At 53.5% G+C, this 22,134-nt stretch carries 23 protein-coding genes; 16 read left to right on the top strand and 7 right to left on the bottom strand.

The features are described from left to right. Positions 1-203 precede the first annotated feature (203 nt). The 3 genes from L579_RS00115 (at position 204) to L579_RS00105 (ending at position 2,361) form a co-directional block, all read left to right on the top strand. On the top strand, positions 204-602 hold the full coding sequence (locus L579_RS00115) for a (R)-mandelonitrile lyase (RefSeq protein ID WP_021182280.1): 399 nt from the start codon (positions 204-206) through the stop codon (positions 600-602). A 173-nt stretch (positions 603-775) separates the two neighbouring features. Then, positions 776-991 carry a hypothetical protein gene (locus L579_RS00110; RefSeq protein WP_021182279.1) on the top strand — a complete coding sequence of 72 codons (216 nt, stop codon included), beginning with the start codon at positions 776-778 and terminating at the stop codon, positions 989-991. A gap of 113 nt (positions 992-1,104) precedes the next feature. Further along, positions 1,105-2,361 carry a chloride channel protein gene (locus L579_RS00105; protein WP_021182278.1) on the top strand — a complete coding sequence of 419 codons (1,257 nt, stop codon included), beginning with the start codon at positions 1,105-1,107 and terminating at the stop codon, positions 2,359-2,361. A 17-nt stretch (positions 2,362-2,378) separates the two neighbouring features. Here the strand turns inward: L579_RS00105 and L579_RS00100 are convergent, their stop codons facing one another. Continuing rightward, positions 2,379-3,569, bottom strand: a complete 1,191-nt coding sequence (locus L579_RS00100) for an MFS transporter (RefSeq protein WP_021182277.1) — start codon at positions 3,567-3,569, stop codon at positions 2,379-2,381. A 179-nt stretch (positions 3,570-3,748) separates the two neighbouring features. On the opposite strand from L579_RS00100, the gene L579_RS00095 reads away from it, so the two are divergent. After that, the gene (locus L579_RS00095) at positions 3,749-4,717 is read left to right on the top strand and encodes an AraC family transcriptional regulator (RefSeq protein WP_021182276.1); all 969 of its coding nucleotides are present in this window, start codon (positions 3,749-3,751) and stop codon (positions 4,715-4,717) included. 166 nt (positions 4,718-4,883) lie between these two features. After that, entirely contained in the window at positions 4,884-6,239 is a 1,356-nt protein-coding gene (locus tag L579_RS00090; RefSeq protein ID WP_021182275.1) for an MFS transporter, read from the top strand. A gap of 43 nt (positions 6,240-6,282) precedes the next feature. Here L579_RS00090 and L579_RS00085 read toward each other — a convergent pair whose 3' ends face one another. Then, the gene (locus L579_RS00085; RefSeq protein ID WP_021182274.1) at positions 6,283-6,807 is read right to left on the bottom strand and encodes an NAD(P)H-dependent oxidoreductase; all 525 of its coding nucleotides are present in this window, start codon (positions 6,805-6,807) and stop codon (positions 6,283-6,285) included. A gap of 50 nt (positions 6,808-6,857) precedes the next feature. Further along, a complete protein-coding gene (locus tag L579_RS00080; protein ID WP_021182273.1) occupies positions 6,858-7,148 on the bottom strand; it encodes a DUF1330 domain-containing protein in 291 nt (96 codons plus the stop codon). A gap of 143 nt (positions 7,149-7,291) precedes the next feature. Here L579_RS00080 and L579_RS00075 point away from each other — a divergent pair, with 143 nt between their 5' ends. The 6 genes from L579_RS00075 (at position 7,292) to L579_RS00050 (ending at position 11,990) form a co-directional block, all read left to right on the top strand. Then, complete coding sequence (locus tag L579_RS00075; protein WP_021182272.1) at positions 7,292-8,245, top strand: LysR family transcriptional regulator; 954 nt, start codon at positions 7,292-7,294, stop codon at positions 8,243-8,245. 14 nt (positions 8,246-8,259) lie between these two features. Beyond that, on the top strand, positions 8,260-8,907 hold the full coding sequence (locus L579_RS00070; protein WP_021182271.1) for an NAD(P)H-binding protein: 648 nt from the start codon (positions 8,260-8,262) through the stop codon (positions 8,905-8,907). Between the two features lie 275 nt (positions 8,908-9,182). Beyond that, on the top strand, positions 9,183-10,400 hold the full coding sequence (locus tag L579_RS00065; protein WP_235056546.1) for an OprD family outer membrane porin: 1,218 nt from the start codon (positions 9,183-9,185) through the stop codon (positions 10,398-10,400). Positions 10,401-10,658: 258 nt separating this feature from the next. After that, the gene (locus tag L579_RS00060; RefSeq protein WP_021182268.1) at positions 10,659-11,240 is read left to right on the top strand and encodes a flavodoxin; all 582 of its coding nucleotides are present in this window, start codon (positions 10,659-10,661) and stop codon (positions 11,238-11,240) included. A gap of 107 nt (positions 11,241-11,347) precedes the next feature. Next, the gene (locus L579_RS00055) at positions 11,348-11,545 is read left to right on the top strand and encodes a hypothetical protein (protein WP_021182267.1); all 198 of its coding nucleotides are present in this window, start codon (positions 11,348-11,350) and stop codon (positions 11,543-11,545) included. Next, positions 11,514-11,990, top strand: coding sequence for a hypothetical protein (locus tag L579_RS00050; protein WP_021182266.1), 477 nt, complete (start codon positions 11,514-11,516; stop codon positions 11,988-11,990). Before L579_RS00055 ends, L579_RS00050 begins: the two co-directional genes overlap by 32 nt. Positions 11,991-12,050: 60 nt before the next feature. On the opposite strand, the gene L579_RS00045 is transcribed toward L579_RS00050, so the two are convergent. Next, positions 12,051-14,342: a FepA family TonB-dependent siderophore receptor gene (locus tag L579_RS00045; RefSeq protein WP_036624328.1), complete on the bottom strand. Its 2,292-nt coding sequence runs from the start codon at positions 14,340-14,342 to the stop codon at positions 12,051-12,053. Between the two features lie 208 nt (positions 14,343-14,550). On the opposite strand from L579_RS00045, the gene L579_RS00040 reads away from it, so the two are divergent. Then, complete coding sequence (locus tag L579_RS00040; RefSeq protein ID WP_036624323.1) at positions 14,551-14,889, top strand: DUF488 domain-containing protein; 339 nt, start codon at positions 14,551-14,553, stop codon at positions 14,887-14,889. 294 nt (positions 14,890-15,183) lie between these two features. After that, positions 15,184-16,968, top strand: a complete 1,785-nt coding sequence (locus L579_RS00035; RefSeq protein WP_021182264.1) for a tannase/feruloyl esterase family alpha/beta hydrolase — start codon at positions 15,184-15,186, stop codon at positions 16,966-16,968. 27 nt (positions 16,969-16,995) lie between these two features. Here L579_RS00035 and L579_RS00030 read toward each other — a convergent pair whose 3' ends face one another. Then, positions 16,996-17,886, bottom strand: a complete 891-nt coding sequence (locus tag L579_RS00030; RefSeq protein WP_021182263.1) for a LysR family transcriptional regulator — start codon at positions 17,884-17,886, stop codon at positions 16,996-16,998. A gap of 115 nt (positions 17,887-18,001) precedes the next feature. Between L579_RS00030 and L579_RS00025 the strand changes: the two genes are divergently transcribed. The 3 genes from L579_RS00025 to L579_RS00015 all read left to right on the top strand — a co-directional run bounded on the left by L579_RS00025 (position 18,002) and on the right by L579_RS00015 (position 21,307). Beyond that, positions 18,002-19,429 (top strand): coniferyl aldehyde dehydrogenase, encoded by a 1,428-nt coding sequence (locus L579_RS00025; RefSeq protein WP_021182262.1) that lies wholly within the window; start codon positions 18,002-18,004, stop codon positions 19,427-19,429. A gap of 26 nt (positions 19,430-19,455) precedes the next feature. After that, on the top strand, positions 19,456-20,139 hold the full coding sequence (locus L579_RS00020) for a type 1 glutamine amidotransferase domain-containing protein (RefSeq protein WP_021182261.1): 684 nt from the start codon (positions 19,456-19,458) through the stop codon (positions 20,137-20,139). A 214-nt stretch (positions 20,140-20,353) separates the two neighbouring features. Then, entirely contained in the window at positions 20,354-21,307 is a 954-nt protein-coding gene (locus L579_RS00015; RefSeq protein ID WP_021182260.1) for an aliphatic sulfonate ABC transporter substrate-binding protein, read from the top strand. Positions 21,308-21,317: 10 nt separating this feature from the next. On the opposite strand, the gene L579_RS00010 is transcribed toward L579_RS00015, so the two are convergent. Further along, the gene (locus L579_RS00010) at positions 21,318-21,626 is read right to left on the bottom strand and encodes a CcdB family protein (protein WP_021182259.1); all 309 of its coding nucleotides are present in this window, start codon (positions 21,624-21,626) and stop codon (positions 21,318-21,320) included. A 3-nt stretch (positions 21,627-21,629) separates the two neighbouring features. Next, positions 21,630-21,872: a type II toxin-antitoxin system CcdA family antitoxin gene (locus tag L579_RS00005; protein WP_036624317.1), complete on the bottom strand. Its 243-nt coding sequence runs from the start codon at positions 21,870-21,872 to the stop codon at positions 21,630-21,632. Positions 21,873-22,134: the final 262 nt, after the last annotated feature.

Here is a 22,134-nt window from a genome sequence, read left to right as displayed (position 1 = left end):
GTAACCGCTTTGGCGGCAAGCCCCGCGACGATGAGGACGAAGAGGACATCCTCGTGTAATCGTCCCGCCCAGTCAGTATCTCTGGCTGGGCGGAACTCATGAGCAATGCTCATAGGTTTAATCGCATTACGCTATCTAATCACTTAACACCGCCTTTGCTAGAGTGATTGCATCACTCGTGAACGACAAAAGAGGAACATCACATGTTGAAAATTATCGCTAACGGCTCCGTTCCATCACGTAAAGGCCCGGAAGATTATTTCACCGGTACGGTGAGGATCGATGCCCCCTTCAGCGGTACGGAGTCAGCGCGTGTCGGTGGCGCGACGGTCACTTTCGAACCGGGTGCGCGTACCGCCTGGCATACCCATCCGTTGGGACAAACGCTGATCATCACCCACGGCCAGGGCTGGATTCAGTGTGAAGGTGAAGAAACGGTGGTAATGAATCAGGGTGACATCGTCTTTATCCCGGAAGGGGTGAAGCACTGGCATGGCGCTACACCTGACAATGCCATGACGCATATCGCGATTGCCGAATCCCTGAATGGCAGCCCGGTTGACTGGATGGAAAAAGTCACCGACGAACAGTACCAAAAGTAACCGTTACGCTCAGCCGTTAAGCTGCCGCGGCGCTTAACATTTCGCGTGGTTTACTCCGAATTTTCCGAAGCGGCCAAAAAACTGTGCTAAAAAAAGCGTAGTGTTTGCACGTACTCGTAGGGGCGCGATAACTCGCGCCGCTACGATCTGTTTTCTAAAATCCGGGGAACGAGATGAAAAGCGTAAAAGCGATCTCAATTCGTGACGTTAACGACAAGCTGCTGAGCGGTGAACATAAAGAAGTCATCATTGATTTTGATATCAGCAGCGATGACTTTTTTGCCCTCTCTGATTACTGGTGTGAGCGGGGAGCAAAGATTAAAAAAGAGGGCGATCGATTCATGATAAAACTCAAAAAAATCAGCATCCCTGAATCTCTCGATCCCTGAGCATCCCCCCCCCTTCAGACGTGTCTGCGCGCTGGCAGATTGGTCTTGATAGACGAAATATTTACTAAGTTCCTGTTATCTTTGCGTCTTCAATTCTTCAAGGACGCCAGGTAATGACTCATCCTGTTGGCGAAACGAAGCCGCTAATACGTCTGGTCGCTGTGGTGATGACCGGATTCCTCGCCGGTCTGGCGGGGATGCTTCTCGCCATGATCTTGCACAGCATTCAGCATCTCGCATTTGGTTACAGCATGGACCGCATCATCAGTCCCGAATCCTTTCTCCAGGGCGTGACCGATGCCGATCACTTGCGGCGTCTGGCCGCGATTATCACCGGCGGCCTGGTGGCGGGTTGTGGCTGGTGGTTACTGGGACGCTATGGACGCAAACGGGTTTCTATCAAAGCCGCCGTTTCATCCAACGCCACACCGATGCCGCCAGGCACCACCACCCTGCACGCACTGCTGCAAATTGTCACCGTTGCCTTGGGATCACCGCTGGGGCGCGAAGTTGCCCCGCGTGAAATGGGGGCGCTGGCCGGCGGCTTTATGGCCCGTCGCCTCGGATTAGCGGCTGATGAGGCGCGCACGCTGATTGCCTGTGGTGCCGGTGCCGGTCTGGCTGCCGTCTATAACGTGCCGCTGGCTGGTGCGCTGTTTACCCTCGAAGTGTTGTTGCTGTCATTCAGTTGGGAGAAAACGCTGGCGGCGATCATCACTTCGGCCATCGCTGCCTGGACCGCCACGCTGGGTTTGGGCAATGAATCACAATATCACTTTGCCTCTGGTGTCCTGTCTCCGTCATTTCTGGCGTGGGCGATTGTTGCTGGCCCGGTGTTGGGAGCTGGTGCGTGGTTGTTCCGTAAAACCACCGGTGCCGCCCGCGCCGGGGTGAAAGACAACTGGCAGATGCCCGTATTCTGTTTGCTGGCATTTTCCCTGCTGGCCGTTCTCAGCCTCTGGTTCCCGGAACTACCGGGTAACGGCAAAGGCCCCATGCAACTGGCGCTGAGCGACAGCATCAATTTTCACCATGCGGCGTGGTTACTAGGTTTGAAAATGGTGGTGATTCTGGCGGTGTTACGCGGTGGTGCCGAAGGCGGGTTACTGACCCCTGGTCTGACGGTCGGTGGATTGCTCAGCCTGCTGCTCTGCGCACTCTGGCAACTGATGTTCCCCGGTGGCGACATCGGCAGCTTTGCGCTGGTGGGCGGCGCCGCCTTCCTCGCCGCCTCAATGCAAATGCCGCTGACCGCCGTAACGCTGGTGATGGAGTTTACCCATATGAACCATGACTATTTTGTCCCCGCCCTGCTGTGCGCCGCAGGTGCGGTGATCACCTGCCGGGTACTGGAGAAAACGCAGCGTTAATCTAACATCGCCCTGCCCTAACTTAACCCCCTGAGCCGCCTGCGTTGTGCCAGCCAGATCAGCAGCGCGCAGGCGGTCAGCATCATCTCCCCGGTGGTGATGCCTGACCAGCCACCCAGTTGCCATAATGTACCGGCAAGCGCAGAACCGATCGCCCCACCGATAAAGTTGCTGACCACAAAAGCCGTATTCAGACGACTGCGGGCCTGTGCGTCCACCGCGAACAACCGGGTTTGATTAAGTACGTTGATCGCCTGAATCGCCACATCCAGCAATAACACCGCCACCAGAATCGCGATGATGGATGTTGCACCAGCCTCCGCGATGACCAGTGAAACCATCACCAGCAGTAGCGCAGCCCCTGTCGCACCGACCGACCATCCCCGATCGTGCAAGCGCCCGGCTCGTCGTGCTGCCAGCGCACCGGCCAGTCCCACAAGGCCGACCAGACCAATCTGGCTGGCGCTAAATCCAAACGGGGGCGCGCTGAGTAAAAACGTCAGTCCGGTCCAGAACAGTGTAAAAACCGAAAAACCGAGGGCACCTAATAGCAGTGTCACCTGCACGGTGGGATGCTGCCGCACCACCGTCACCACGGAGCTCAACAGTTGCAGGTATGAACCCGCCTGACGTGGCCGATCACCGGGCAGAGCACGCCATAAGATCGCGGCCAACACCAGCGTCATCACCGCAGCAAAGAGATAAATAGCCCGCCAGCCAAATGCATCGGCCACCAGCCCACTGACGGTGCGTGACGCAAGAATGCCAGTCAACACCCCTGAAACCACCGTCCCGACGATCCTGCCCCGCTGGTTGTCTGCCGCCAGGTCACCTGCCAGTGGAATCAGCAGTTGCCCCGTCACCGTGGTAAGACCCACCAAAAACAGCGAGACAAGCAGGAAAGCAAAGGAGGGAGAAAGCGCACTGGCGAGCAGCGCAAGCGCGGAAACCGCCATCATCGCCGGGATCAGGCGGCGGCGATTGTGACTATCGCCAAGGGGGACAATCAGCATCACACCCACGGCATAGCCAATCTGGGTCAGCGTCACCAACAAACCCGCATGGCCCGGCAAGATATGGAAGGCATCACCGATGTCGTGCAGCAGCGGCTGTACCCAATACAGGTTGCCCACCGCCATACCGCCAGCAATGGAGAATAACAGGGTCAGGCTTTGGGACATCCCCACTGAGGGTGCCAGTTTGGTCACGCGTTCTCCTTCTGTTCATAACGGAAAATGGCTGGATAATCGGCCTTTTTAGCAAACATCCATCGTGAAATTAAGCCGTTAAAAACCAATGGTGTTATGAAATAAAATCATCAATAGCCAGGCGCTTGCTGATGAGTCTTTTGCTAATCTAATGGGACTCTTTTTTTGGTGAAAGTCTTATGGACCTGCTGTCTGATGTGCTTCAACTGCTGTCGGCACAAAGTTATGTGACCACCGGGCAGACCACCGGCCCCTGTTGGTCGATGCGTTACCCTGGCTTTTCCGGCATGAAATTTATGGCTGTCCGGCAGGGAAAAATTTGGTTTCGTCTGGAGGCAGAGAATCACTGGCGAGCGTTGTCGCCGGGTGACGGGGTCATTATTACGCGATCCGCACCTTTTATCATGGCCTCCGACCCGGCACTGCTGCCTGTCTCATCAGAAAGCGTGCCTTATGTGAGAAAAAATGGCCTGGCCGATTATGGCGGTGAAGACAGCCTGTTGCTGGCGGGAAAAATGGAGATTGATCCGGTTTCCGCTGAACAACTTCTCAACGTTTTGCCGGTGGTGATTCCTCTGCATTCCACTTCTGAGTCCTCCTCCACACTTAACTGGCTGATGACCAGGCTACATGATGAAAGCCAGTCAAATCGCCCCGGTTCGGCGCTGGCGGGCAACCATTTGATGCATCTGGTGATGATCGAAGGGTTTCGTAGTTGGTTATTTTCTGAGGAGGCACAGTTGCATGGCTGGATCGGCGCCTTGCAGGACGCACGGATCATGCGGGCGGTAACGGCAATTCATGCTGAACCGGCCAAAAGCTGGCAACTGATGGAGCTGGCCGCGATTGCCGGCCTGTCGCGTGCCGGTTTTGCCCGTCGTTTCACTGAAACGACCGGAACATCGCCCCTGAATTATGTCACCCACTGGAGAATGCAGCTCGCCAGCAAAGCCCTCCGACTTAGCACCGAACCGATCAAGCATCTGGCGTTTCGCCTGGGCTATGCCGCTGAAAGCACCTTCAGCACCGTCTTCCGGCGGGTTTACGGTGTCTCGCCTTCCGCGCATCGGGCTGCATCGCGCGATGGACCGCTGTATCGACTGTCCTCCTTCAGGGATAAACATGCTGCATCTGATAAGCAGGAATGAGACTTTCACCAAACAAATGTGGATTTCTGATTATTAATAATCCCATCATCGCGCGCTAACATCCTCCCCCAACGCTGACCTGACCGGGTTTTTCAGGTGGTGTTTTCTCTGTTTCATCATCGCTCAGGGGCCAACCGATGTTGGCCCGGTTATCTGTGGAATTATCATGCTTATAAATAAAACAGGCCGGGACCGGTTATTCACCGCCGCCGTATGTCTGGGTTTTGTTCTGGTCCAGTTGGATGTCAGTATCGTTAACGTCGGCCTGGAGGTGCTCCGCCATCATTTCGATGCCGGAATCAGCGATCTTGAATGGGTGATGAATGCCTATTCCCTGCTGTTTGCTGCGTTGCTGTTGGGGGCTGGCACCCTGGGCGATCGCTTTGGGGTCAGAAACGTTTTTATCGCCGGGATTTTGATTTTCATCGGCGCTTCACTCAGTTGCGCCTTTGCACCCAGCATATATTGGCTGGATACCGCCCGTGGCATTCAGGGAGTGGGCGCTGCGCTGCTGGTTCCCAGCTCACTAACCTTGCTGCGCCAATATTTTTCAGATGCTCACGCGCGCGCCGGGGCGATTGCCATGTGGGCTGCATCTGGCAGCTTCGCGCTGGCCGCAGGCCCGGTTGTCGGTGGCTTGCTGATTAAGTTGCTGGGATGGAAAAGTATTTTCCTCATCAACGTGCCTGTCGGCCTGGTGAGCGTGTACTTCACGTTACGATTTGCCCCTGTCAGCCCGCGTTTTCAGCGGAAAATTCATCTTTCCAGTCAGGTGTTGATTGTACTCGCCCTCGGACTGTTGACCTTTGCCCTGACAGAATCCGCCCGTTTCGGCTGGCGAAACCCGATCACCTTATCCGCTTTGCTGGTCGGGCTGCTCGCGTTGGTGGGATTTGTGCTACACGAGAAGCGATCCGCCGATCCGGTGGTGATGCCATCCGTGCTCCGCAATAAACTGATCGTCAGCAGCGTGGTCATCGGCTTTGTGTGCAACATGGTGTTTTACGGTGCCGTGTTCATTTTCAGTATTTTTTTCCAGAGCGAGCTGAAGCTGACCGCGTTGCAGACCGGTCTGGCATTTTTGCCGATGATGCTGTTTACCGCCGTGGTGAATTTCAGCAGTAGTAAGCTCGGCAAACGTTTTCGCCTCCGCTGGCTGTCCTGCCTGGGCAGTCTGGTGAGCTGTGTCGGTTTCGCGCTGCTGTTATTCATAAAGCCGGACTGGAGCGCCTGGCAATTGTTCCTGCCGATGATGTTGCTGGGGGCCGGAACCTCCCTGGCGATGCCTGGGGTAGCAAACCTGATCTTTTCTCAGGCATCCAATGAGGAAGCCGGATCTGCCTCAGCACTCTTCTCCTGCGCGCGGCAGATGGGTGGCGTAACGGGGGTGGCGGTCTTTGGCCTGCTGATTAGCTACGCTGGTGATGAGAACCTGATTACCGGGCTGAAATTGATTGCGGCGATGGCGATGCTGATGTCACTGATTTGGTGGATGATCAGCCGAACACGTTTGCCTGCTTAACACGATACGACGGGGCCGGAATACAGATCCGGCCCTTTTCGCATCAGGCACGCAATTTCTGCGCTAACACATCCTGGTATTCCGCAATTTTATCGGGACCTGCACCCGCCACACCATAGAAGGAAAGAGGCGATTGGTAGTTCATACCACAATACAGCGCTGTCGCTTTCATCGGCGTCATCACTTCTGCGAAAGTGCTGTTAATCAAACCGGCATGAGAATAAGTAAATTCACTGGCACCGGCCGAAGCAACAACCAACAATTGCTTATTTTTTAGCGCATTGCCTTCCGGACCAAATGCCCAGCCATAGGTCCAGACCTCATTTAAATAAGCCTTAAGCATTGGCGTGAGATTGAACCAGTGAATGGGGAAAATAAACACCACTCGTTCAGCATCGGCATAGAAAGATTGCTCCAGTAAAATATCGAAAGCGGTGACATCATCACCGTAAATATCGTCTAAGTTACGTACCACGACATTGGGTTGTGCTTCAGCGGTATGCTCAAGTGCTTTAATCACATGAGAGCGTTGTTTATACGGATGTGAAACGATAATTAATGTTTTCATTGGGTATCTCTTGCAGTCTGAATTAATTAACGCATTTTCTGAGAGTGAAATTACACACCTTCAACAATCCAGCTATGGGTAATGGCTGACGTCAGGCGATAAGGAAGAATTGCCTGATAGGCTGGCGAGTAATACCAGGCTTTGGCGGTTTCAAGGTCGGCAAAGCGCAAAATCACCGTTTTCCCTTCTGGTGCGGTTCCTTCCAGACAGAAACTTTCCGCACCCTGTACCAGGAGTTGTGCATTAAAGGTTTTCAGTGTTTCTGCCACCTTTGCCAGATAGGGTTTCATTCCTTCAGGATCGGTCACGGTGAAAGTAAAAATAATGAAGGCGGGTTTCATAGGAACTCTCCAGATAGCAAGCATATTCATGGGAAGGCGGTACGACGTGGGGAAGTATAAAAAATAATATTATTAACCTGAACTACACCCGTGGTTGAACTTGAGTTAACTTAAGGTTATTAATCGCATTATGGGAGAGTAGGTTGGAGATTTCACGCCATGTCCGTGCCATCCTCACCTTTGTGGAAACGGTGGATAAGGGAAGTTTTGCTGCCTGTGCCCGGCAGCTTGGGATCAGCACTGCCGCTGTGAGTAAAAATATTGCCGGTCTGGAGCAGGCGCTTGGGGTGCGCCTGCTTAACAGGACAACGCGCCGCCTGACGCTGACTGAAGAAGGCAACGCGTTTATCCATCAGGCGCGCATTGCCCTGAACGCACTTGAGGGAGCAGTTGATACGCTGGTGGCACAGAAGGCGCAAATCAGCGGGCACGTCAGGATTTCAACCAGTTCCGCTTTTGGCCGCATCCACATTCTGCCCGTGCTGCCAGGTATGACCGAGCAATACCCCGCGTTGACGGTAGAAATGGACTTTGATGACCGAGTGACGGATATCATCAAAGAGGGTTATGACCTGGCGGTCAGGGGCGGCCGAATCGTTGATTCTTCACTGGTTTCTCGTTCAGTCTGCCGTATGAACATGGTTCTGGTCGCCTCGCCCGCCTATCTCGATCGTTATGGCATCCCTGCCAATCCACAAGCGTTAAGCAACCACAGATTGATCACCCGCCGCTTCCTCGGGGGACGGGTTTCACCGTGGGGATTCAGGAACCAGGACGGCAGCTACTCAGTTCTGGAGCCGGAAGGGAACATCCTGACGGTTTCCGCCCCCGAAGCCCTGGTCGATGCTGCGTTACTGGATTACGGCATTGCTCAGGTCGGGGTTCACAACGCCTTCGACCACTTACAATCCGGCAAGCTCAAAATCGTACTTTATGGTCAGCATGACCCCGGCAATTACGAGATGGTGATTCAATATCCCCATCGCGCCTTGATTGCTCCACGCGTTAAGGTTGTCGTTGATTACCTGCTGAACGCCTTCCGGGATGACCGGAAATTGACTATTAATTATGAAGAACTTGAACAGTTTCGCGGCTAAAGGAGCATTGCGCCATGTCAACAAGAACAGTACTACTGGCCGGTGCCACCGGCCTGGTGGGGGGATTGATCCTTGAGGCCCTGCTGGCCGACCCGACCGTCTCGGCAGTGCATGCTCTCAGCCGTCGGCCATTACCCCTTCAACACCCAAAACTTGAGGTCCATGTTGTGGATTTTAGCCAGTTACCTGCGCTGCCGCCGACGGATGAAGTCTATCTGGCGCTGGGCACCACCATTAAAGTCGCTGGCAGCCAGGCCGCGTTTCGTGCTGTCGACTTCGAGGCCAATCTGGCGGTCGCCAGAGCGGCAGGCGCACGGCGGGTAGGATTGGTCAGCGCTGCCGCTGCCAATGCAAAATCCGCTATTTTCTATAACCGGGTGAAAGGAGAACTGGAGGATGCGCTGAAAGCGATGGATTTCACCGCGCTGGTGATTGCCCAACCCTCGCTGCTGCTCGGTTCGCGGGCGCATCTGCAACAACCGCGGCGACTGGGCGAAATCATTGCCAGCCCGATTGCCAGACTCTTCGCCCCCCTCCTGCCCGGCGCTTACCGCCCGGTGTCAGCACGGGCAGTGGCGCGAGCACTGGTCAACACCGTATCGACGGCCAATGGCCTGGTGGTGCTTACCTCAGACCTGCTGGCCAGGTCTGATCGCCACTGACAACCCCTGATTACCCCTTCAGGTATGCCTGTTCCCTTTATATTCGGCAGCAGGCATCAATACTCGCGAATAATATCGTCACGCCCCGTCATTATTTGACCGTAATAAAACCGCATAAATCGATAAAAATGAGCCCATTTTCACGAAGCGTAAAATGTTAATATCCCGCGCGCACTTTCAGCATTAACAAAATAATATCGAATTTATAAGGCAGACATAACGTGAAAAAGATATTCAAACTTTCACTGGTGGCATCATTAATTGGCCTCTCTGGAATGGCCGCTGCGGCTCAGGAATCAAACGGCTTCCTTGAAGACAGTCATCTTGATGTACTTTTACGCAATGCGTATATCAACAGGGATTATAAAGACGAAGGTGTTCGCACTCGTCGTGAGTGGGGACAGGGCATCATTGCCAACTTTTCTTCCGGGTTTACTCAGGGACCGGTAGGTTTTGGCGTTGATGGTCTGGCGCAATATGCTGTCAGACTGGATGGCGGTCGCGGCCGTAGCGGCGCAGGTGGTATCGATTTCTTTGCTCAGGATAACGATGGCAAAGCCAAATCTGATCTGGCGAAATTTGGCGCCACCGCCAAAATGCGCTTTTCCAATACCGTGCTCAGCTACGGTACTCAGCGCCCGATGCTGCCAATCCTGACAGCAGATGACTCGCGTCTGCTGGATGAAACCTATACCGGTTTTATGCTGAACTCGCAGGAAGTGGCCGGATTAAACGTCACCGCCGGTTACTTTACCGATGAACAACAGAAAAGCGACGACAGCCATGATACCGGCCTGAAATCGCTGAGTTTTGCCGGTGCCAGTTATCAGTTTACCGATCAATTGAGCGGTGCCTTTTACGCTTCCAATGTCGAGGACGTGATTAATAAGCAATACCTTGGCCTGAATTACAAAACGCCGCTGGCAGACAATCAATCCTTTGGCCTCGACTTCAACGGCTATAATTCGCGCCTGAATCAGGAATACGCCAATCAACTCGACACCGGCCGCAGCAATACCATCTGGAGTCTGGCGGCAAGCTATACCTTTGATATTCATACCTTCAAGGTGGCTTATCAGCAAAGCAGCGGCAGCACTGGTTACCATTATGGCGGCTACCGCAATCAGGGCGGCGTCGGTGATGGCGGCAGCACCATCTGGCTGGCGAACTCTTACTGGTCTGACTTTAATGGCGAGGACGAGCGTTCGTGGCAGGTTGCTTACTCGATCGACCTGAGTGGTGTCGGCATTAACGGTCTGAGCTATGACGTTGCTTATGTCCGTGGTGACAATATCAAAACCTCGGCCACCGATAATGGGCACGAACATGAATTCTTTAATCAGGTGCAGTACAAGGTGCCTGATGGTGCCGCTAAAGACCTGAAAGTGAAGCTGCGCTTCTCTTCACTGCGCGTCTCTTCAGACGCTGCTGATTATAATGTCGGTGGTAATGAAGTACGCGTATTTGTTGAATATCCGTTCTCGATTCTCTGATTTAAAAAGGTAGCCGCGTGCTGTAATGGTTGTCTGAAGTCAGCGTGTTGGCATTCATTCGTAGCGGCGCGATTTTTCGCGCGAATTGCAGGCCCGCGCGATAAATCGCGCCGCTACGGAATGTGCCTTCACTGCTCGCGGCCAAATATAAAATAAGGCCTATGATTTTCGTTCATCAATAATGCCGCAAATCGTGTATTTATCCGCGCAGATTAACCTTTAAGGTTGTTTGAGTTGGATAAATTATGATGAGGTCGTATGAACGATAAAATTAACCTGTCTCGCAGGGAGCTACTGCCTTTTCTCGCGGGTATTTCCCTGCTGACGCAGCCAGCCGCAGCGGCAATCATCACCGGCCAGCCGGATACGCTGGTGGCTTATCATTCACGCAGCGGCAATACGCGGGTGATTGCCGGGATTCTTCAGCGCGCCCTGCAAGCCGATCTACATGAAATCCTGCCGCAAACACCCTACCCGGCTGATTATCTCCAGATGGTTGAACAGGCAAGCGATGAACGCAAAAACGGATTTAATCCGCCATTGCTGCATGATCTGGCTGAGATAAAACGTTATAAAACCATCTACCTTGGCTATCCAATCTGGGGAATGAGTTTGCCTGCCATCGTCCGTTCTTTTTTAACGCGTCATGATTTCTCGGGAATAACGATTGTTCCGTTTATCACGCATGGTGGTTATGGCATCGGGGACAGTCTGGCCGTGCTGGAAAAATCAGCGCCGGGTGCCCGTCTCCTTGCGCCTTTTATTATGCAGGCCGATCAGGAACGCCAGACCATGGAAAAAACCCTCGACTGGTTGGTAGCAGCGCAGCATAAAAGCTAACCGCCATGAAGCTTCCTCAGAAAATGAATCGTATAAAACACAGGCAAGCCAGGTTTTGGGGCCGCACCAGATATGGTATAGTGACGAAGAAATGAACAGGAGGATGTATGAAACATACCCCAGTAAATGCTGAAAATCTCTCGGGCATGTTGGCTAAGGCCCGTAAAGCCGGAACCGTTCGTATCGCCGGTGGAACTTATGATGAGCGCCGCGCGCAGTTCATGAAAGACGTCCTGGGAATGGATGACAATCTTATGGTTGAAGGAACGACCCGTGGCCAGAAGAAAAAAGATTTCGCACGTTGAAACCAGCGCCCTATTCACAGCAATCAGCGCTGAATATGGCTTTGATAATGAGGTCGTACTTTCTTACTTCCAGGATATTGATGAACTCCAGCAACTGTGGGAAACAAACAATGAAGTTTGGATCTATTCACAGGGCGAAAAACACCAACATGGCTGGCTGAAAGAATCCCATCTCAAAGGTGACGGTAGTCTGGTCCCTCTTTATATCGGTTTACACCATACCCGCGTACTGGATGACCCGGATGAACATGATCCATTGCTCGTCGTTTCATTTGAAGAGCGAGAAGGTTTTGAACATCCGGTCCTGCTTATCCTCACCATGATCGACCATTCCGATATGTTTGGTGAGCAGGGTGCCGCAAAACATAATTCGCAACAGATGCACCTTATTCATAAAAAATTGGATTATCTGGTTAAAGGAATATTTCCGACTGATGAAGGATAGATGACAAACTATTCAAAATGTGGCCTCATCATTGACGATGAGGCCACATGCTCAATGTAATCAGAACGAAGTTGTCACACCTGCATAATACGCGCGACCCGGTTCGTTATAGGTCGAAGCGCCTTCGTTTTCACGATAGATTTGCTTGTTCAGCAGGTTGCTGATACCGGCAGTGAATCGCAGGTTCTTGTTGTACTGGTAGTTCATACCGACACCAAAGATGGCGTAAGCCCCCACCTCATTTTCCGACAATCCGCTGGCTTCCTTACGAATTTCTGCCGTAGTACGCGGATGCTGGCGGCCATACATGGTCCAGCTTAAGGTGGCGGAGAGTGCATCGGTCATCTGCCAATCCAGCCAGCTGTTTACCGTATATTTCGGGATCAACGATAACGGGTTACCGGTCGATTTATATTTCGAGGTGAACATGTAAGTCGCGTTGGTGCGCCAGTTCAGGGTATCTTCCACCAGCGGAATGGTCAGGTTGGCTTCAAGGCCCTGCGTCAGCGCCTTACCACCATTCTGCCACTGGTAGATATCATAAGTGGAAGAATACCAGGAACTTGCCACACTCACCGTACCCAGCGAATTATCCCCCGCGACGATTTTGTTCTGATAATCGTTGCGGAAATACGTCAGTCCGGCGCTGTAACCTTCATCAGTCCATTGCAGCCCAACCTCTTTGTTGACGCTGATTTCAGGTTTCAGATCGCTATTACCCATCAGATAACAGCCGTTGCTGCCCCCAATGTTACAACCGTTGCCGCTGCTCGCCAGCAGGTAACCTTCGCTGGACTGATACAGGTTTGGCGCTTTGAACACACGCGCGATACCGGCTTTCAGCGTGAAGTGATCACCCAATTCCTGCTGAATGTTCAGGCTGGGACTCCAGTTGCTGCCGAAGCGATCGCTGTAATCAAAACGCAGGCCCGGAATCAATGTGGTGGCGTCGAAGGCATCAATGGTGTCTTCCAGGTAAATGGCGCTCAGTTCCTGGCTGTTTTTGCTGCTGCGCTGGGAAGGATCGCCCGATACACCGTTGATATCGATACCGGTCGCATCCGTTTCCTGCATTGATGCCGGATCGTTCAGCTGCTCCTTATTCCATTCAGCTCCCAGCGTCAGAGTATTGTCCACCAGCAGGGTGAAGGGGATGGTGTACTCATTATTGATGCGCCAGGTTTTATAACGGCTGGTGTTGTAGGTGTCGCTGTTGATCATCCCTTCCACTTTGCCGGTAGAGCCTTCGTCCAGGCGCGTGTTGTGGGTATCTTCATAGCTCAGGGTCAGTTTGGACTGGCCCCAGTCCCAGATGCCGTTATGGGTCACGCTGTAGGCCTGGCGATACATGCGGTTGGTTTCCTGACCGTATAAGGTCGGCACCAGGGTACTCAGGTTGCTGTTGCTGTATTGGGTATCACCGGCATAGATATTGCCCTGACGGCTGTAGGCGTAGTTGAAATCCATGTACTGCTGCGGATTGATCTTCCACTGCACCGCCGTGTTGATATCGCGGTTGCGCACGCCCTCACGACCTGCCGCGTAAGAACCGTTTTCGTTGGTATTAATATCGTAGGCATCAGCATCGGTTTTGTTGATGTTGCCGTACAGACGCATGGTCAGCACATCATCCACCAGCGGACCGCTCAGGCTGAAGTTCATGCGTTTGGTCGCGCCTTCATCCTTATCTTCCGGTTGATTGGTGTAGAGCGACAGTGAACCATGCCAGTCATTGGTGGGACGTTTGGTGATGATGTTCACCACGCCGCCCATCGCGCCGGAACCATAATGTGCCGCCGCCGGGCCACGTAACACATCGATATGGTCGACCATTTCCGGCGGAACCCAGTTGCTGTCGCCACGGGTGTCACGTTCGCCGGTGCGGCTGTAGCGCACGGAACTACGGGAAGAGACGGGCACGCCATCGATCAGGATCAGGGTGTTTTCTGGCCCCATACCGCGAATATCAATCTGACGGTTGTTACCACGGCTACCGGTTGCGCTGTTACCGGTTAAGTTCACACCCGGCATTTTGCGAATGATTTCGGACAGATCGTTGACCGGCGGATTGCGTTCCAAATCTTCTTTGGTAATCAGCGATGCACCAGGCTGCTGCTTCAGTTTCTCTTCAGCTTTGGCCGAGACGACCATAGTGTCTTCGTTGGTCGGATTGACCGTCGGTTCGGTTTTGCTTTTCTGCGCGGAGTCAGCGTCAGTTGCGGTTGCTGCCCCCTGCTCCTGTAACGATAAAACATTTGATGGTGTTTCGGCTGCCAGAGAGAAGCCACTGTGGATGACCAGCCCAATCAGCAATGAAAGGGTCGTTTTCCTTTTTCCAATTAAGTGAGACATTTTGTTACGTCCAGTTATTATTTTCCATACTCAGAAATGAGCATGCGAATAATTATCATAATCATTCCGATAATTGACATAACCGAAACAAAATGACACACCTAATCGCATTAGGTTACCTCCTTTATCTCAATCCTGATGCTAATAACCGAACAATTAAAATTATGGATAAAATAAGGAGATGCAAACAAGAAAGGGAGTAATTAACGTGGTCCACTGTAAACGCGTTTATGATTCCGCCTCATTTGAAGATGGCTATCGAGTGCTGGTCGATCGACTCTGGCCGCGCGGAATGAAGAAGACCGATCTTCAATATGATGAGTGGAATAAAAACCTGGCTCCCTCCACAGAATTACGTAAAGCATTCCATGCTGATTTAATCGATTTCACCGCGTTTCGTGAAGCGTATTTACAGGAGCTTGCCGGGCATGCGCCTGAAGGACGTCAGTTGGTCGCTAAAGGAAACGTCACGCTGCTTTATGCGACAAAGAATACGACACAGAACCACGCTGAAGTGCTGGCGGAATGGTTGCGTTCATTACCCTAAACGCTTACGCAGCCTTATAACAAAAGCGCCATTTGGCGACCACTTTATCGGTTTCAGTCGTAACGATAGTCGCCTGGTCGGATTGCAGTTCGTTTATCCGCAGCGACGCTTTCAGCCGCTGCAAGTGGCGGCGTTTAGTGATTTTTTATTGGCTGGCTGGACCAGAACTGAGGGCGCAGGTTAGTCAGATTGATTCGTTAAAATACCGAAAAAATCCACGTTAAAATTTTGCTTCTGGCTATCATTCCCAGATTAAAACCACAGCAACACGGTGACAAAACGGGAACCGATACCATGAATACGATAACAACCAGAATTTCAGGATGGCTGATCGCCATTGGCGTCATGTTACTTGCGACGCAGGTGAGTGCGTCCGTGAACTTAGCCATTGTGAAGCCGGTGCTGGACTGTGGCCAGTTAACGACCGTTAACTTTAGCGACAAACTTGGTGAGAAAGTCACCCTCACATCTGCCACGTCCCTGAAAACCGATAAAGGGACATTCTGCCAGGTTAAGGCCAGCATCGAACCGGCGATCGGTGTTGAGGTAGCGCTACCGCAACAGCAGTGGACACAACGTTTTCTGCAAGTGGGCTGTGGCGGATTATGCGGCCAAATTAACCTCAGCCTGTCGAATGCCAACGGCTGTGTGCCCGCCACTCAGGGCGAGTTTGTCGTTGCAGCGACAGATATGGGCCATAGCGGCGGCATGATGGATGCCAGTTGGGCAGAGGATCCACAAAAACGTATCGATTTTGCGTATCGCGCCAATCATCTCACCGCGCAACTGGCCAAAGCCTTGATCCAGGCGTACTACGGCCAGGCGCAAAAATACGCCTACTTTATGGGCTGCTCCGATGGCGGACGCGAAGCGCTGATGGAAGCACAACGCTTCCCGGATGATTTTGATGGCATCAGCGCCGGCGCACCAGCGGCGTTTTTCCAGTTCCAAAACTCCTTTTTCCACGGCTGGAATGTGGTCGCCAATCAACGCGCGGATGGCAGCGCAATCCTGCTGAAAGACCGCCTGCCGATTCTCCATCGTGCGGTGCTGGCGCACTGTCCAACACTTTCTGGCGTCAACGATGGTTTGCTGGCAAATCCGTATGCCTGCACCTTCTCCCCCAACTGGGTGAAGACCTGTGCCGCCAACCAAAGCGATAAATCAGACTGCCTGACCGCAGAAGAAATCAGTGTGGCGGAAAAACTCTATCGTGGAGCTTACGACAGCGCAGGCAATCAATTTGTGCCAGCCGGTCTGCCCCTGGGGTCAGAGTTACGCTGGCCGGTGCCAGCAAGCGCCAATGGCCACTCGATGTCGGAGATGATGGCACTGCCTGCGCTGCAATCGGTATTGCTGCCGGGCGGCAAACAAAATATCACCACGATGCGCGATTTTCCGTTGAACAAGCAGAACTTCACGGCGGTCGCACAGCTGGCTCCGTTGTATAACGCCGCCAACACCAACCTGAGCCGCTATATGGCGCGTGGCGGAAAGCTGATTATGTGGCACGGTTTGGCGGATGACTCTGTCAGTCCGGCATTCTCCATCGCCTATTATCGTGGCGTTGAGGCTTATCTTGGCAAGCAATCCACGGAGAAATTTATCCGCCTGTTCCTGTTACCTGGTGTGGCCCACTGCGGTGGCGGCGAAGGTTTTGATCAGATCGATTTGCTGACGCCATTGATGGCATGGACCGAGCAACAGGTTGCACCGCAAGCGCTGATGACAGGTAAGTCAGCTCAACAGGCAAATGTGGATATGCCGCCGATGCCGCCCCAGGGCAAAATGCCCGCGGGCAACGTAAGCGCCGAAGTGCAATTTCACGGCGTTCAGCGCGCCAGTTCACCGCTAGCCACTGCCATGCCTCCCTTAAAAGCCACCCGACCGGTCTTCCCTTATCCGTATATCGCGCAATACAAGGGTACAGGCTCACCCGACAAGGCGGAGAATTATGTGTCAGTGAAATCAGCAGCCTATGACAATCTGCTGGTGAGTAAGCCGGCCAGCGATTTTATTGGTCCTGACAATCAAAAGAACTATGTCGCTAAAGGCGGCAGGCTGGAGATTCAGCCGTAATGATCTCCTGACCGGGCGGGTGAGTTGTCACTCGGCCCGGTTAAGCCGCCACACCAGCGTCTGGCGGGCATGGGCGACTCGGGGCTGACGTAACGCGCTGGCCAGCCACACCAGGTTGTAGCGAATCTCGGTGTCCCCCACCGGGGCGTGGAGCGCCACCAGCTCCCCCTGCTCGATCTGCTGTTGGCACAGAAACTGCGGCATCACCGACCAGCCAAACCCCTGGACCAGTAAACTACGTTGACCGCGTAAATCCTGACCGACCATCGCCGGGAGCAGCGTCTGGTAGCTGATGCGGTTTTTTTCCAGCCAGTGGTCAATCAGCGACAATTCCAGGTTATACGCGAGGAGCGGTTCTCGCAGTAAGTCAGTGGCAAAATCCGCACTGGCATTCAGTCGCGACGCCACGCCCGGTGAGGCAACTGCCAGAACCTTATCGCGAAATATCACTTCACCTTTTAATCGGCTATCCGTCACCGGATGGGCCGTAATGCCTAAATCGCAATGCCCCTCAACCACCATTTGCGTCACCAGCGGTCCGTCACCGGTATGCATATGAACCCGGATGCCACTCTCCAGCAGCGGCAGCAACTCCCCCGCCAGCTTATCCGCCATAAAATCGGCGTGACCGATGATTTGCAGCGTACCGCTGACATCCATAGAACGCGCTCTCGCCGATGCCAGCGCCGACTCCGCGGTGTCCAGGCTGTTGCCAATATCCGCCGCCAGATCCTCGGCAGCTGGCGTGGGCAAGACTCCTTGTGGCTGGCGTTCAAACAACGGTCGGCCGATGGCCACTTCCAATCCGCTGATATGTTGAGAAACCGCAGGCTGCGTCAGATTGAGCGCTCTGGCGGCACCGGATATTGAACGCTGACGGTAGACCTCCATAAAGGTACGCAAACGGACCAGTGACATAAGACCCCATAAATAAATTTATACCCCCACCAAAATAGCCTTGTTAGCCAGCTAAATCCAGCGCAGGTAAGCTCGTCGCATCTTAATCAGTGACCCGATTTAACAGGACAACATGATGAACGCTACCCAACACGATCAGCAGTTGCTGCACATTCTGCACAGCATGAAAAACGCCCATTTGCAGGCAGGTCCAGCCTCTGCGGCATTACGTCGCGACCGTCTGCTACGCAGCATCGCGCTGATTCGCGACAATCATGCTGCGATCGCTAACGCAATTAGCGCCGATTTCGGCCATCGCAGCGCTTACCAGACGATGGCGGCAGACCTGGTCACCACCATCAATATGCTGCAACATTCCGCTGATAATCTTGAAAGCTGGATGGCAGCGGAAAGCGCCGACGTACCGGTAGCGGGCATGCAGGCATGGATTGTGCCGCAACCGCTCGGGGTGGTCGGCATTATCAGCCCGTGGAATTTTCCGATTAACCTCGCCTTTGGCCCGCTGGCAGGCGTGTTCGCTGCCGGGAATACAGCGATGTTGAAGCCTTCAGAACTGACGCCGAAAACCTCGGAACTGCTGGCCGAGCTGGTCGCCCGCTATTTTGATCCCCAGGAGCTAACCGTGGTGCTGGGTGATGCCGATGTCGGACAGGCTTTCAGCCGTCTGCCTTTCGACCATCTGGTGTTTACCGGTAGCACCAATGTCGGCAAACACGTTATGCGTACGGCGGCGGAAAATCTTGTGCCGGTCACGCTGGAACTGGGCGGTAAATCGCCGGTGGTGGTCGATGTGGATGCGGATCCGGCGCTGGCCGCAGCGAGAACCCTGACCATCAAAACCTTTAACGCCGGGCAAATCTGTATCTCTCCCGATTATCTGCTGCTGCCGGAGGGTGCCGAAGACGCCTTTGTCACCGCCGCTCGCAGCTTTATGCAGCAGGCATTCCCGACCGTACAGTCGAACCCGGATTACACCGCTATCATCAGCGATCGCCATTATCAACGGCTGATCAATCTGCTGGAGGATGCGCAAAATAAAGGCGCACGCATTATCAGTCTGGCCCCCGAGGGTGAACCGGCTTTCGATGCCGATAGCAGAAAAATCGCCCCGCACTTAATTCTGGCGGTGACGGAAGAGATGGCGGTGATGCAGGAGGAGATTTTTGGCCCACTGTTGCCTGTCAAGACCTGGTCAACGTCGGTGGCAGAAGCGATTGATTACATCAACGCACACCCGCGCCCGCTGGCGGCCTACTATTTTGGTAACGATGCACAACGTCAACAACAGATGGCACAACGTACCACCTCGGGCGCATTGGTGATTAATGACGTCATGACCCATGCTTCTCTCGACAGTTTGCCGTTCGGCGGCGTCGGGGCATCCGGTACAGGCGCCTATCACGGCATTCACGGTTTCCGCCGCTTCAGCCATGCCAAACCTGTGGTGGTGCAGGACGAGGCGGGCACCACCAATCTGCGGCTGCGCGCCCCTTATCAGGACAAGATGGCGTTACTGACATCCCTGCTCGATCAACAACAGTAAGTTACTGTGTAAAAAGAGGATTTATCATGAAAGTGTTAATGGTACTGACATCCCACGATGCGCTGGGTAATACCGGCAAGAAAACCGGATTCTGGCTGGAAGAGTTTGCGGCACCTTACTACGTGTTTAAAGACGCAGGAGCAGAGATCGTGCTGGCCTCACCGGCAGGCGGACAGCCGCCGCTTGATCCGAAAAGCGACCTGCCCGATTTTCAGACCGCAATGACCGACCGCTTTAAGGCGGATCCGGCCGCGCAACAGGCGCTGGCAACGACGGAGAAACTGGAAAGCGTTGATCAGGCCGCGTTTGATACCGTGTTCTATCCTGGCGGTCATGGTCCATTGTGGGATCTGGCGGAATCTACTCAGTCGATTAACCTGATTGAATCCTTCGATCGCGCCGGTAAACCGATTGGTTTCGTCTGCCACGCGCCGGGCGCGTTGCGTCATGTTAAAGCCGCCAGCGGTGAACCGTTGATCAAAGGTAAACAGGTTACGGGCTTTACCAACAGCGAAGAAGCTGCCGTCGAACTGACCGACGTGGTGCCATTCCTGATCGAGGACGAATTTATCGCCCTTGGCGCGCACTACCAGAAAGGCGCTGACTGGATGCCGTTTGTGGTTGAGGATGGCAATCTGGTTACCGGGCAAAACCCGGCCAGTTCAGAAGAAGTGGCTAAGCGTCTGGTGAGTAAGCTTGCGGGCAACTGATTGCTGATATCCGGCCCGGAAGCGCAATCATTTCGGGCCTCAGATTACATAAATTCGTAGCGGCGCGATTTATCGCGCAGTCCGACAAAACCTGCGCGATAAATCGCGCCGCTACTAAGTCAAAATCCGGCAAACCTTATACCAACACGGCAGTTGGAACACTGCCGTCCCCATCTTACCCTCCTTTTAATGTTAAACATTAAAAGGAACGGCCATGCACACGCGACGTCCATTGCTGGCAGGAGCATTGCTGCTCACTGCCCTTTTCTCTTTGACCACTCAGGCAGAAGAAACCTTACGTATCGGCTATCAAAAATCGTCAACCCTGCTGACGCTGATCAAACAGCGGGGCGATTTGGACAAGACGTTGGCCGATCAGGGGATAAAAGTCAGCTGGCACGAATTTTCCAGCGGTCTGCCGCTGCTTGAAGCACTGAATCTGAATAACGTCGATCTCTCTGCCGACGTAGCCGATACCGTGCCGGTGTTCGCTCAGGCCGCAGGAGCCGATCTTACCTATTACGCGCGAGAAACGCCGTCACCCACGGCGCAGGCCATTCTGGTTCCCGCCAACTCGCCGATTAAAACGTTGCAGGATCTGAAAGGCAAAAAGATCGCAGTGACTAAAGCGGCAGGCAGCCATTACCTGTTGATCGCCGCCTTACAAAAGGCCGGGCTGACATTCAGCGATGTTAACACCGCCTGGCTGACACCGGCTGACGGGCGCGCGGCACTGGAAAATGGCAGCGTTGATGCCTGGGTAAGTTGGGAACCTTACGTCACCAGCGCGAAGGTAGAGCAGCACGCGCGCGTGTTGGTAAGCGGCAAAGGTCTGGCGAGCTATCAACGCTACTATCTGGTTTCGACGCCTTACGCTAAAGCGCATTCTCAGGTATTGAACACGGTATTTAACGCCCTGCATCAGGAAGCGGCATGGCTGAAAGCCCACCCTGCGGCGGCGGCAAAAATCCTGTCACCGTTATGGGGGAATCTACCCGTCGCGACCGTGGAGCAGGCCAATGCTCAGCGCAGCTACCAGATTGAACCGGTGAAAAGCAGCGACCTGAGCGAACAGCAGAAGATTGCCGATGCGTTTTATGCTGCGAAACTGCTGCCAAAACGAATTGATGCGCAGGATGTGGGGATATGGCAGCCGGGTAAGCCGTAATTCTGGCGGTTCAGAATCCGTCAATAATGAAATCCAGAGCGGTCCTGATCGTTTCACGCTGGCTGGCAAGGCTACAGACTTCTGTACCCAGAACAGTGAGTTGAACACCTGCCAGCTCATGCGTCATCATCAGATAATCATTACCTTCAACATGTAGAGTTGGGTTTAGACGCTGCACAACTTTTCCCTGATAGAGTTCAATTGGGGTCAACGGGATCACGATGCGCGAATCAATACTTTCAATAATATCGCTCTGTACATCCAGCAACAGTGGATAAAACTTAGACGCATTTTTGTTTTTATACACCCGATACTGCATCAGTTAAAATTTCCTGTGCATGTCTGAAAATACGCCGTTTTGCGCCATGTGTCGGTTCAAATCTGAAATGGCATCTGTATTTTCCCGCTGCCATTGTTCAACCGCATTTTCACGTAGTTTTTCGGCTATCGCATTGGCTAATAGCTGAGACAAACTTAACCCTGCCTCCTTTGCCTGCTGAAGTAGCAAGGGTTCCAGAGTTAGTGTGACGTTCTGCTTGCGTGTTTTTAGCACTGCGTTTGGCATACTGCACCTCCGTCCATACCGTTACATGTGTAGTCTACACAGTATTATACACTTATGGAAACGCATGTCTGACACAGACTATTAAGGCATACGCGCACATTGGCTGGCGTGTTGTACAGTGGCACGGTTTGTCCGAGGGTTAACCGACCCAGGGTTTCAATGCCTGTCGCCATCTCGGTAACCCCCCCCCCCCCCCCCCCCCCCCCTTTTTTTGGGGGGGGGGGCGGGGTTTTTGTGTTGGGGGGCGGGGGAACACACCCCC

Origin of the sequence: Pantoea sp. AS-PWVM4 (assembly GCF_000468095.1) — a bacterium.
Classification (GTDB): Bacteria; Pseudomonadota; Gammaproteobacteria; order Enterobacterales; family Enterobacteriaceae; genus Pantoea; species Pantoea phytobeneficialis.
This window is presented reverse-complemented; position numbering and strand designations above follow the sequence as displayed.